General features: G+C 26.9%; 14 protein-coding genes. 3 read left to right on the top strand and 11 right to left on the bottom strand.

The features are described 5' to 3' along the window. Positions 1–53: 53 nt before the first annotated feature. The gene (locus tag Q0W06_RS07210) at positions 54–1,124 is read right to left on the bottom strand and encodes a protein kinase (RefSeq protein ID WP_297633319.1); all 1,071 of its coding nucleotides are present in this window, start codon (positions 1,122–1,124) and stop codon (positions 54–56) included. A gap of 89 nt (positions 1,125–1,213) precedes the next feature. Here Q0W06_RS07210 and Q0W06_RS07205 point away from each other — a divergent pair, with 89 nt between their 5' ends. Next, the gene (locus tag Q0W06_RS07205; RefSeq protein ID WP_297633317.1) at positions 1,214–1,648 is read left to right on the top strand and encodes a helix-turn-helix transcriptional regulator; all 435 of its coding nucleotides are present in this window, start codon (positions 1,214–1,216) and stop codon (positions 1,646–1,648) included. A 97-nt stretch (positions 1,649–1,745) separates the two neighbouring features. Then, entirely contained in the window at positions 1,746–2,246 is a 501-nt protein-coding gene (gene mscL, locus Q0W06_RS07200) for a large-conductance mechanosensitive channel protein MscL (protein WP_366516761.1), read from the top strand. Positions 2,247–2,284: 38 nt separating this feature from the next. Here mscL and Q0W06_RS07195 read toward each other — a convergent pair whose 3' ends face one another. Both Q0W06_RS07195 and Q0W06_RS07190 read right to left on the bottom strand, forming a co-directional pair. Next, complete coding sequence (locus Q0W06_RS07195) at positions 2,285–3,652, bottom strand: DUF4179 domain-containing protein (RefSeq protein WP_297633315.1); 1,368 nt, start codon at positions 3,650–3,652, stop codon at positions 2,285–2,287. 1 nt (position 3,653) lies between these two features. Beyond that, entirely contained in the window at positions 3,654–4,208 is a 555-nt protein-coding gene (locus Q0W06_RS07190; protein WP_297633313.1) for a sigma-70 family RNA polymerase sigma factor, read from the bottom strand. Positions 4,209–4,396: 188 nt separating this feature from the next. Here Q0W06_RS07190 and Q0W06_RS07185 point away from each other — a divergent pair, with 188 nt between their 5' ends. Continuing rightward, a complete protein-coding gene (locus tag Q0W06_RS07185; RefSeq protein ID WP_297633312.1) occupies positions 4,397–5,005 on the top strand; it encodes an SAM-dependent methyltransferase in 609 nt (202 codons plus the stop codon). Positions 5,006–5,054: 49 nt separating this feature from the next. On the opposite strand, the gene Q0W06_RS07180 is transcribed toward Q0W06_RS07185, so the two are convergent. From Q0W06_RS07180 to Q0W06_RS07145, 8 genes are all read right to left on the bottom strand, one after another. Further along, positions 5,055–5,996 (bottom strand): ROK family protein, encoded by a 942-nt coding sequence (locus Q0W06_RS07180; RefSeq protein WP_297633311.1) that lies wholly within the window; start codon positions 5,994–5,996, stop codon positions 5,055–5,057. 13 nt (positions 5,997–6,009) lie between these two features. Then, the gene (ugpC, locus tag Q0W06_RS07175; protein ID WP_297633310.1) at positions 6,010–7,116 is read right to left on the bottom strand and encodes a sn-glycerol-3-phosphate ABC transporter ATP-binding protein UgpC; all 1,107 of its coding nucleotides are present in this window, start codon (positions 7,114–7,116) and stop codon (positions 6,010–6,012) included. A gap of 21 nt (positions 7,117–7,137) precedes the next feature. Next, positions 7,138–7,611, bottom strand: coding sequence for a hypothetical protein (locus Q0W06_RS07170; RefSeq protein ID WP_297633309.1), 474 nt, complete (start codon positions 7,609–7,611; stop codon positions 7,138–7,140). Positions 7,612–7,663: 52 nt separating this feature from the next. After that, positions 7,664–8,545, bottom strand: coding sequence for an ROK family protein (locus tag Q0W06_RS07165; RefSeq protein WP_297633308.1), 882 nt, complete (start codon positions 8,543–8,545; stop codon positions 7,664–7,666). Positions 8,546–8,629: 84 nt separating this feature from the next. After that, positions 8,630–10,051: an ABC transporter substrate-binding protein gene (locus Q0W06_RS07160; RefSeq protein ID WP_297633376.1), complete on the bottom strand. Its 1,422-nt coding sequence runs from the start codon at positions 10,049–10,051 to the stop codon at positions 8,630–8,632. 238 nt (positions 10,052–10,289) lie between these two features. Beyond that, positions 10,290–11,084, bottom strand: a complete 795-nt coding sequence (locus tag Q0W06_RS07155; protein WP_297633307.1) for an ABC-2 family transporter protein — start codon at positions 11,082–11,084, stop codon at positions 10,290–10,292. Between the two features lie 2 nt (positions 11,085–11,086). Beyond that, on the bottom strand, positions 11,087–11,893 hold the full coding sequence (locus tag Q0W06_RS07150) for an ABC-2 family transporter protein (RefSeq protein WP_297633306.1): 807 nt from the start codon (positions 11,891–11,893) through the stop codon (positions 11,087–11,089). Between the two features lie 2 nt (positions 11,894–11,895). After that, positions 11,896–12,873, bottom strand: a complete 978-nt coding sequence (locus tag Q0W06_RS07145) for an ABC transporter ATP-binding protein (protein WP_297633305.1) — start codon at positions 12,871–12,873, stop codon at positions 11,896–11,898. Between the last annotated feature and the right edge of the window lie 183 nt (positions 12,874–13,056).

The raw sequence follows: 13,056 nt of genomic DNA, 5'->3' as shown, positions 1-13,056 counted from the left end.
CTTAATTATAAAAAATTTCTAACGAAAAAAAGTCTGCTGGTGGCAGACTTTTTCTATATCATATATACCATATTAAAAATCCATAAAATAATTATAGGCATAATTATTCCTACAACAATTCTTAAAATTACTTTTTCTTTCTTATTCTCACTATTATAAAAAGGAATATGCCTACCGAACCCAAAGAATTCTCCAATTACAATTTCTGGCATTAAGATTAAACAAATAGCAACTCCTAAGTCTACTGCTTGATTATAGAAAATATATCCTAATAGCATACAAATACTTATAAAATACCATACTATTGCAATTAAACTATTTATTAATTCTCCACTTCTAAACCCAACTATTTTTTTAATCGATATCTTAGATTTTAATATTTTTCTATTTTTCACTTTTAATTCATCTATATCTGTCCCTCTTTTTAAATCTTCTTTTACTTCTTGAAGGTTATTATACCTTTTTTCTCTATCTATTTCTGTAGCTTTTTTTATTACATATTTAAGATTCCCTTCATATAGCTCATCTTTAGGTAACTTTTTGACTAATATATAATTTAATAAAATTCCTATACTATATATATCACTTCTCTTATCAGTTTGAGCAAATCCAAATTGTTCTGGAGATGCATAATTTTTAGTTCCTAAAAGAGTTGTGTCCTCTTCTTTCTCTAAATTTACTATTCTACAGATATCAAAGTCAATTATTTTAACTATTCCATCATTATTTATCATGATATTCTCAGGCTTTATGTCCCTATGAATAATTTCTTCAATATCTGAATGTAAATCAATCAATCCATCACATATATTAGAAATTAATTCAATTCCTTCTTTTTCATTAAAGTTTCTTTTTTCTAATATCTCCATCAATGTCCATCCATTAATATACTCTTCAATAACTATAAGTTTTTCTTGATAAAGAATAAGTTCTATAATCTCTACTCTAAACTTATTCTTTTTATCCTTTAATCTAAAATAAATTTTTTCATAACCTTTATCTAAAATTTTTTTAATATACACTTTATTATCTAATCTATTAATAACTATATAGATTTTATTTTTAGATATTTCTCTTACTTCTTCATATAAATATACTCTATACTCAATTGAAATTTCTTTCATATCTATAAACCTCTTTCTTGCCTTTACATATGTAACATTATATCATTACTATATAATCTACTTAAATATTTTCCTAGGAGATGATTACTTTGAAGAATAAAACTCAAGCTTTTGAACATGCTATTTCAAAAGCTAAAGATATACATAAACTTACCGATATTTTAAAAACTTTAGATAATTCCTCACTATCCTTTTCTAATTACTTTAAAGAACTTTTTTATTCCAAAAATTATTCCATAAAAGATTTTCTATCCTTATCTAATATAAGCAAAGCATCTTTTTATGAATTCTTAAATGGCTCTACAATTCCTAACAGGGATACTATTTTCAAGCTTGCTTTTGCACTCTCTCTTACTCGTGATGAAACAGATAGATTTCTAAAACTTTGTAATAAAGGTGCTTTATATCCTATGAATCCTAGAGATTCAATAATTATTTTTTGTTTAAATAATAATTATACACTAATTGATACTGATATTATTCTATATGATAATGATTTATTACCACTAACAACAACCAAATAAAATTCAATCTATTTATCTAAATTTATTGATTTATTTAAAATTTTATTATATTATATATTAGCAAAAAATATTTTTTAATTTTAGGAGCGTTAAACAAATGAAAAAGTTTATAGAAGAATTTAAAGCCTTTGCTTTAAAAGGTAATATTATCGATTTAGCCGTAGCCGTTGTTATAGGTGGTGCTTTTAATACTATAGTAAAATCATTAGTTTCCGATATTATAATGCCACTATTTGGTGTTATAACAGGTGGAGTTAATTTTAATAGTTTAAAAATCGTACTTGTACATGCAGCAGGTAAAAAACCAGCAGTAACTCTAAACATAGGAATGTTTATTCAAAATGTAGTTAATTTTCTAATTATAGCCCTTTCAATATTTGTAGTTATAAAATTATTTACTAAGTTACAAAGAAATAAAGCTGATGAAGAAGAAGTTGTTGAAGAAAAAATCGAAGAAAATACAGCTCTTCTAAGAGAAATTAGAGATCTTTTAAGTGGTAAAAAACCTTCTGAAGAAGATGAAACTTCTACTGATGAAGATACAGTACTAGATACTAAAAAAGAGGAAATAACTAAGCCTTCTTCAAAAGATAAATAGCATAAAAGACAAGCAAAATTAATTTGCTTGTCTTTTTATTATTCCACATTTTTTAAGTTTATTTTTATACTGTCTTCTATTCGTGCTTCTTTATTATCTAGATAGTATATTCCTAGCTTTAAATTATCAATATCTACATCCTTACTAACTTTAAATATACTTTGTTTCTTTCCCTTTATATCATAGTCCTTTAAGCTTTTTGCTACCTTTTCCCATTCCTCTTGTGAAACTGTCAACCCTACAACATCTATAATTTTCCCATTATCCTCTAGAAATAATATTGATGGATTTTTTAAATTTAAATTTAAATTTCCTTTTACTTCTGTTTCATAATTTATTATTATATATTCTCCCTCTCTATAAATATTATCTATAATAGCTTTTGTATTTTCATCTATTACTAATTCTTTTCCTTTCATATTCTCTTCTAGTAGAATAGTTTTACTTTTTAAATCTTCTTTCACCTTCTCTTTTATAGGTATTAAAGTTATCTCATCCATATTTTCATTTATTTCAAAATTATATTCACTTAAATTTTTACTGCCATCAAACCCCGTAAAGCCTCCTAAAATTTCATTTCCCTTTGAATCCAAAACTTTTAAATCATTTATATCTTTATTTATACCTAAAATGGTCATTCCAAGTGGTGTTTTAGAAATTTTTTTTATATCAATATATTTATTCTCTTTATTTATCTTTTTTAAATACTCATTTTCTTCTGTGAAATTATCTAAAACTATAGATTCTCTGCCTATTTTTTCTTTATTCAATTTAAATTTAAAGCCAAAATCACCTTTAACTCCAAGAATTTCTTTATTCAGTATTTCTACTTCTACTTCATTTTCATATTTTTTATCTGCTAAATCATAATGATATATTCTTTTAAAATGTTTATTACTAATAATCTTCCAATCCCCACTACCACCTCCAAAAAACTCCTCTCCATTTATATATAGTCCACTTCCTATTCCAATTGCTAAAATCTCAGGATTTTCTTCTGATATCCTTCCCTTTTCATCATAGATATCAAAACTAACAGATAAGTTATTTTCATCTATTACAGCACTATTTAAAGTTACTTTTACACCCCTATGTTCCTTTGTTTCACCTATCACTTCTGCATAGTCTTTATACGCATTATTCTGAATTTCTTTCTCTAAAAGCAAGTCTCCTAGTATAGGAATATTGTATGCAAATACTGGCTCTACAGTAACGGCTCCTATTCCAACTGATAAAACTATTCCTGCTGCTAATGCATATTTCTTATAATTTTTCTTTTTTATAGATTTCTTTAACTTCTTTTTAACTTTCATTCTTTCTAATTCTGAAACTTCCACCTCTGCAAAATCATTTTCATTTATCTCTATACCATTTAATAACTCATAAATTTCTCTATCATCTCTCATACTAATAAACCTCCAAAGTCTTTAAATTCTCTTTTAATCTCTTTTTACTTTTAAAGAGTCTATTATTTACTGCTGACTCTGAAATGTTCTTTTTAGCCCCAATTTCCAAGCTTTTCATCCCTAAAAAGTATTTCATTATAAAAATTTCTTTATCTAACTGCTCTAGTGTATTTATGATTTTCAATAATTCCTTTTTATTTTCTATATTTATAACTCTATCTTCTATAGAAATTTTATCTTCAATCTCTATTGTTTCTTTAAACTCATTTTTATTTTTACTTCTTTTTCTGTAATAATCTATAGCTTTCATTTTAGCAACTTTACAAACCCAACTTTTAAAATTGCTTTTATCTCCACTAAAGCTTTTAGCATTTTTCCATATACTTAAAAATATATCATTAATACATTCTTCTATTAATCCATCATCTTTAAATATTCCTAATACTTTAAGTGTCACTCCTTTTACTAAGGGTAAGTACTTGTCTACAACAAAGTTCAATGCACTTTCCCGACCTCTTTGCAATTCTTTTATATGATTTTCCTCATTTATTCTCATATTCCTCTCCCAACTTAAGGTTACTTTATATATTACTTTAAATTTTAACCCCTCACACTTTATATAACGATTATAAAATAAATTTCTCTCTTAAAATATGTAATTTTTTCTATTTTCCTATGTATAATTTGACTTATTTATTCTTATTAAGTATTATTTTTATAGATTAAAATAAAGGATGATGACTAATGGACGAACAATATTTTGAAAATCTTCTCTCTATAAAAACCTCTGGAGAACAAAATGTAAGCGAAGCTACAGAACACTATAATAGATATGAGCCTACTTCTTATTTAGCTCTTGAAAAGTTTTTTTCTGAATATACTTTAGCAGCTACAGATTCTTTAGTTGATTTTGGCTGTGGCATGGGAAGACTGAATTTTTATTTGAATAATAAATTTAAAATTAAAACTACTGGTATAGAAATGAATCCTTATTTTTTTAATGCTTCAATTTCTAACCTTAATTCATATTTAACTAAATATAACGATGGAGAAGATAAAATATCCTTCTTGAATATTCTAGCAGAGGATTATACTCCAACTAATACTGACAATAAATTTTATTTTTTCAATCCTTTCTCTGTCCAAATATTTATGAAGGTTTTAGAGAAAATTTTAATTTCTGCTTGTAAATCAAAAAGAAACATAGATATTATATTATTCTATCCCTCTGAAGATTATATTTTCTTTATTGAAAATTGTAACTTATTCACTTTAACTCATGAGGTTAAATTACCTAACTTTATAAATGATACAAGTGAAAGATTTTTAGTTTATAAATTAACTGCTTTCTAACTAAATAAAGCCATAGAAAAATATACTATGGCTTTATTTTTTATTTTATTTAATTTTTGAATTCTGTTATTGCTAAAGCTAGTGCTCCTATTACCCCTGCTTTTCCACCTAACATAGCTTTATCTATTTTACAATGATTTAATACAGGCTCTAAACATCTTTTTTCCATCTCTCTTTTTATTTTGTTAAAGACAATATCACCACCATTTGATACGCCTCCACCTATTACTATTAAATCTGGATCTAATATATTTGCACAGTTAGCTGCAAGCACTCCTAAATATTTTAAAGAATCTTCTAAAATTTCATTTGATACTCTATCTTCATTATTAGCCTCTATAAAAACTTCCTTTGCAGTTACTTTTTTATATTTCTTTAAAGATGTTTTTACTGAGCTCTTTACTGCATCTTCTGCTAATCTTTTTATTGCTGTCCCTGATGTCATGGCTTCAAAACAGCCTTTATTTCCGCATCCACAACGCTTTCCATCCACTTCTATAGTAGTGTGTCCAACTTCTAAAGCATTAAATGTACTTCCTCTATAGATTTTACCATTCAATACAGCTCCACCACCAACTCCAGTACTTGCTGTTATAAAAACCATATTATCCGTTCCTTTTCCAGCTCCAAAAGCATATTCACCTATAGTTGCAGCATTAGCATCATTATCTAAATATACTGGAATATTAAAATCTTTCTCTATCTTTTCTACTATATTATAATTTTCAAAAGGTAAGTTTGGAGGATTTAATATAATTCCTTCCTTTATATTTAATGGTCCTGGAGAGCCAATTCCTATAGCTCTTAACTTTTCTTCTCTACCTTCACTAACATGCTTAATAGTATACTTAATCTTTTCTACTATTGCCTCTGGCCCTTTTTCAGCTTCTGTCTCTACAATTATTTCATTTAAAATATTTCCTTTTTCATCTCCTAAAGCTGTATAAATCTTTGTCCCACCTAAATCTACACCTACAAATAACTCCTTCATATCTCACCTCTAATTAACAAATAGTCATTTGCTCTTCCTTGTCAAATATATGAATTTTTTCTTCATCTACAACAAATTTTGCTTTTCCTTCTGTTGGAATACTATCTGATGTGGCAGTTTTTACAACTATATTTTTATCACCATTTTTTAAATATAAATATGTTTCAGCACCTAAGTTTTCAGCAATATCTATATTAAGCTCAAATATGTTATTTCCTTTTTCTAAATCATTTCTCTTACAGCTCATATTTTCTGGTCTTATTCCCACTAAAACTTCTGCATTAGTTTTTTTAGCTGCCTTTAACTTTTCAACCTTTTCTTTAGATAATTTAATCTCTTTTCCTAAAACTTCTAAATAAATATCATTTTCTCTCTCCATAGTTTTTCCATACATAATATTCATTTGAGGGCTTCCTATAAAGCTAGCTACGAAAAGATTTACTGGATTATTATAAATTTCTTTTGGTGATGCTATTTGTTGTGCAACTCCATCTTTCATAACTACGATTCTTGAACCTAAAGTCATTGCTTCTGTTTGGTCATGTGTTACATAAATAAATGTTGTTTTTAATTTGTTATATAATTTAGCTATTTCTGTTCTCATTTGAACTCTAAGCTTTGCATCTAAGTTTGATAAGGGCTCATCCATTAAGAATACTTGTGGTTTTCTAACTATTGCTCTTCCCATTGCAACCCTTTGTCTTTGTCCTCCTGAAAGTGCTTTTGGCTTTCTATCTAAAAGATGCTCTATATCTAATATTTTTGCAGCTCCTCTAACTTTTGTATCTATTTCACTTTTTGATTCTTTTCTAAGTTTTAACGCAAATGCCATATTATCATATACTGTCATGTGTGGATATAATGCATAGTTTTGGAATACCATTGCTATATCTCTATCCTTTGGAGCTACATCATTTACAACTCTATCTCCAATATAAAGCTCTCCTCCTGAAATTTCTTCAAGTCCTGCAATCATTCTAAGTGTAGTAGATTTTCCACACCCTGATGGTCCTACAAATACAATAAACTCTCTATCCTTTATTTCTAAATTAAAATTATTAACTGCCTTAAACCCATTTTCGTATTGTTTTTCGATTCCTTTTAATACTAACCCTGCCATTTTCAAAATCCCCCTTTAAATTTAAGCTTTCATAAATCCAACTGAATTTATGCTTTTACATATATGTGTCATTTTTTTATCCATAGTCATTTTATATCCTATTAATTCTTTATCAGTTGAAACTAGTATTATTTTACTTTTTTCTTTTTCTTCTAAAGATACATTAATTATTTTTGCTCCCCTTCTTTTACATTCCTCTTCTGTTAAGACATCTATTACCTTGTTTACATCAAGTTTTCCTACTATCTTTCTTTTTCTTTTACTCATTATCTTGCTTAAAACTAATTCACTTTCTGTTAGCTCATATTCATATTCTAAAAACATTTTATTTTCTATTTTACCAAGTATTAAATAAATCACTCCAAATATTAATGATCCTATTATTCCTATAGTAAAAGTAGACATTATAGCAAGTACAACCATAGTACTTCTTATAACTGTCATATTTTGAACCTTTGATCCATAATCCTTTGTTAAAAATTGCTCATAAAACATTTCTCATCACCTACTGTTTTTTATTTATATAAATTTAAAATTTATTTTCTAATTAATTATATTCATTTAAGAAGTTTGCTAAAGCTCCAATTAAATTTGCATCCCCTTTATGAGTACACGCCTTTACTATTGGCTTTACTTTTGCTATTTGAACTTTTTCTAATATATAATCTAGTTTTTCATTTATTCTTTCTATGAAATCCTCTCGCTCTGATATAGCTCCTCCTAAAAGAATAAGTTTTGGATCATAAATATACTGTAAATTGAAAATACCTTTGGCTAAGTTTAAATAAAACTTGTCAATTACTTCAATACATTTCTCATTTCCTTCTTCCGCTTCTTTAAATACCTTTTTTCCATCCCACGACTGATCATTATACTGTTTTCTTATCTTTCTAACAAAAGACATAGTTGATGCTACTTCACTAAAATTTTTAAACTCTCCATTTTCTTCCTCCATTAACATGTATCCAAATTCTCCACCATGTAAGTTTTCTCCATGATGAACTTTTCCATTCTTTAAAATTGCTCCTCCAATTCCTGTTCCACATACTACAAATAACATACTATCTATATTTTTTCCTGAACCATTAAAGTTTTCTGCAAGTGCTGCACAATTTGCATCATTTTCTATACTTACTGGTAAATTAAATCTTTCACTTAAAATCTCTTTAAAGTTAGGTCCATGAATACATGGAATTGCACTCATTCCTCCAACTATTCCTGCCTTTGTATCTACTGCACCTGGTGAGCTAATCCCTATTCCTTCAATATTAAACTTTTCCTTTAATTCTTCTATTCCTGTTATTAATTCTTGGATAAATCTATCCCATTCTTGATAAACATTTAAGCTACTTTTAAATTTAATATTACCTTCTTTATCTAAAACTCCTATTTTTATCGAAGTTCCTCCAATATCTATACATGCAATCATTTTAAACTCCTCCATAATGCCCTTAATTTCTTTTTAATAAAAGGGAGATTTAACTCCCCCCTTTATATCTTTGTATTTTTCTAATTATTTTGAAACTTTCCATTCATCAACTTGTTTTTGAACTTCAGCAATTACTTTATCTATTCCCTGTTCTTTTAATTTAGTATTTAACTTACCTAAATACTCATCAACATCAACAGATCCACTATAAATTGTTGCTTTAAACTCTTCTAAAACATTATTTATTGCAGCTATTTCTGTAGTTACTGCTGAAGGATTAAATCTAAATCCTAAAGTTGGTGCTAATTGAGCTGAATCATTGAATTCTTTAAATTCATCCCATTTAGTTTCTGGTTCACCTTCTAAAACATAAGTTTTGAACATATTTCCAATTCCGTAATAAACCATATCGTAATCTTTTTTCTTAGCTTCATTTATTTTTATAGTCTTATCTCCAACTTTTTCGTAATGCTCACCTTCAATACCGTAGTTTAATAAGTTTCTTAATTCTTCGTCAGTATTTACAAGGTTTAAGAACTCAATAGCTTTTTCTGGATTTTTTGAGTTTTTAGAAATAGCTGTCATAGCTCCTGTAGCTGAACCATTAGTTACAACTGGTTTAGTAATTTCTGAGGAAACTACTTCATATCCTAAAGTTTTTGACCAAATCTTATCTGCATAAGGTTGTCCATCTCCTTTAGTTACAAATCTTTTAACAGATTTATCATCTTGAGCTGTTGCTGAATCTGCATTTATATATCCTTTTTGATAGAATCTTCTTATAGTTTCTAAATTCTTTTTCATTTCAGGCTGTTCAAACATATTAACTGCTTTTAAATCTTTATCATTAACATTAAATCCTACTGGTGGAACTACTGCATCAAAGAATACTTCCCATGAGAATCCTTTTGTAATATATAGTGGAGTTACTCCTGGCTCTTCTTTCTTTATTTTTTCAAGCCATGGCTCTAAATCCTCTAATGAATGAATATCTTCATATGGTATTTTATATTTATCTACATACTCCTTAGTAAATGCCCACATTGGTGCTGCTCCTATTTCCTTTTGGTTTGGAACTGCATATATTTTATCATCTACTTTAGCTGCATCCCAAAATCTTTGATCTATAGCTTCTTTCATATCTTTTCCTTTATCATCTAAGTAAGGTGTTACATCTAAAAATGCTCCTTTACTTGCATTTCCAAAATAATCTCCTGCCCATGAACAAGTGAAGGCTAAATCATAACTTTCTCCTGAATTTATTATTACAGACATTTTTTGATTGTAATCTCCAAAGTCAATAAAACTCATATCTAAATTTACATTTATTTTTTCCTCTAAATAAGCATTTGCCTTTTCTAAAACCTTTTCCATATCTTTAGGTTGTCTACCTACTGTGTACCATTTTAATGTAACAGGTTTCCCATCAGCTGATCCTTTACCGTTGCTTCCACCACACCCTACAAAAAGTGATGTCGCTGTAATAGCTGTTAATGCTAATGCCATAATTTTTTTTAGTTTCATAGTTCTTTGTCCCCCTCAAATTTTATTTTATACCCTTTTGTTTTTAAAAAATTTATTTTATTCTTAGAAAATTAATAACGTTTACAATTTTATTATAATTTATCATTTGTAACCTTTATAGTGTACATTTTTCATATTTACTTGAAATTTTATATATAATTTATCCACTATCAAAAAAAATAGGATAAATCTTTTAATTTATCCCATTTTCTTATTATTTTTAACTACTTGCACTAGTATAATTTTTAATTCCGATTTTCCATATCTTTAATGTTATCCATAAAAATATTGCTGGTGCAATTACACCTACAATCATATAAAATAAACTTTTTTCCTTAATTATCATCCCTGGTAAATTTGTAATTAAAAATATAGGAATAATAAAAGTACCTATATTTTGAATTATTCTTCCATAAATTCCTCTAGGCATATTGTTAAAGTCCCATAATGAATCACAAATTTGGGATATTCCATTAGTTGAAACAACCCAAAAAGAAAGTAATCTTGGAAGTAAAAATAATGCATAAGTTAATATACTTCCAAGTATTAAAAATATTATAAATAAACTAATATTTAATAAGCTTACAGCTATACTACACTTAACCCAACCTATACCTATCATTATTACACCTGATATTAAGCAAGGTATTGGCATTGCAAAATCTATATTTTGAAAACTTAAAATAAATAAAAGAGAAACAGGTTTTGTAATTAAAACATCTAGGTTTCCTGTCTTTATTTGATTACTTATATTTAAAAAGTTTCCATAGAAGCTCATATAAATTCCTGTCATAAATACATAGGTTCCAATAAATATAAGCATATAATCTGGCGTCATTCCATTTATATTAATATCTGTCTCATAAATTAAAAATACATAGGTTAATTTAGCAAAAGTAAAACCAATTTCTACAAAAATTCCTGCAAAAAAATTTGTTCTATATTCTAAATTAGTTAAAAAAGAATTTCTTGCAAATACACATAATACACTAAGATATCTTTTAATACTCTCCATAGTTATCCTCCAATTGCCACATATTTTTTAAGCCCTTTATTAAATAAAAGTTTTAAAAATATAAATATTAATACTGCCCAAACTAATTGAATACTTATTCCACATAAAACATCACCATTAGATACCTTTCCTATTAGTACATCTACAGGAAACTGCAACATATACTTAAACGGAAGTATATTTAAAAGCTTCATATAGCCTTCTCCTAATATATCTAAAGGAAATATTCCTCCACTTATAACAGTAAATATTATAGATACAGCAGGAAATATCTTAGATGCCTCTGTAAAATAAAATGCTGAAATTCCTAAAATAAAATATATAAAGAAATTTAAAAGCATTGCTAATATGAAAGACATCATAATCCCTATTATTCTTAATACAGTTACTCTCTCTTCATTTGGAAATACCATCATAATAATCGTTATAAAGAAAATAACTACTATAGATAAAGAAATTCTTCCACCTAAAAAGCAACTTAATCTATAATAAATATAATTTAAAGGTCTCACTATATATTTACTAAGTCCCCCCATCTTAATATCTTCATTTATTTCCCATTCAAATCCTGTAGATAAAAACTTTCCAACTAGTCCTACAAGTAATGTATACATAATCATTTGTTTATAACTATAACCGTATACTACTCCTGTTCCTGTAGCTTTATATATAGCACTCCATAAAGACACTTGAATAATTATTGGAAATATACAGCTTATTAAGCTAAATAAAAAATCTACTCTATATTCTAATGCATTTTGAAATCCCATAAAAAAACAATAATAATATTTATCTAAATACTTTTTCATGTCTAACACCCAAGCTTATATAAATTTTCAATACTATTTTCTATTGGTGTATCTTCTATAGTAAAATCTATAACATTAAATTTTTCAAATATTTCAGATACAGTAAACTTTAAACTTTCTTTTTCTACTTCTAAACTTACTTCTATATCTTTTATCTCTAATATTTTTCCATAGCTCTCTAAAAGATTTTTCTTTTCTAAATCTGCTAATTTTATTTTTAAAATCTTTGTATTATCAAGACTTCCTAAGGATTCTAGCTTATCATCAAAAACAACTTTTCCCTTAGCAATAACTATACATCTTTCACATAAAGACTTTATATCCTCCATATAATGACTAGTTAAAATAATAGTAGTTTTTTCTTTTCTGTTATAATACCTTAAAAATTCTCTTATCTTTTTTTGTGACACTATATCAAGACCTATAGTTGGTTCATCTAAAAATAAAACTTTAGGATTATGAAGGAGAGCTGCAATAATCTCCATTTTCATTCTTTCCCCTAATGAAAGTCTTCTAACCTGTACTTCTAAAAGATGAGTAACATCTAAAAGCTCAGCCATTTGATCTAATCTTTCTTTGTAATCCTCATCTGAAATATTATAGATCTTTTTAATTAAATAAAATGATTCTATGGAAGGTAAATCCCACCACAATTGATTCTTTTGTCCCATAACAATAGATATTTTTTCCTTAAACTTGTTTTCTCTTTTTGATGGATTAAATCCTAAAATTTTTATGCTTCCTGATGTAGGAAATAATATTCCCGATAGCATTTTTAATGTTGTAGTTTTTCCAGCTCCATTTGGTCCTAAAAAGGCAACTATTTCGCCTTCCTCAATTGAAAAGCTTATATCTTTTACAGCTTCCTTTTTTAACATTTCTCTTTTAAAAAGATTTTTTAATGTTCCTTGTAAACCTTGTTTCTTCTTATAAAACTCATAATTTTTACATAAATCTTTAACTTGAATAACTTTTTTCATGTTCTCACCTCTTTTTAATTTTTAAATTTTTCATAATCTATTACTTTAAGAAACTCAAAAAGTTTCTACCTCCACTATTAATTCCTTTCTATCACCTCTTCCCTCCTTATTTTCTTTTCTAAAACAAATCTATATTTTTATGAAAAAAGAAGAACCTATAGAGTCTCTATACGTTCTTCTAAA

Source organism: uncultured Clostridium sp. (genome assembly GCF_947072515.1).
GTDB lineage: Bacteria > Bacillota > Clostridia > Clostridiales > Clostridiaceae > Clostridium.
The sequence above is the reverse complement of the archived record's forward strand: the minus strand, read 5'-3'. Positions and strand labels throughout refer to the sequence as shown.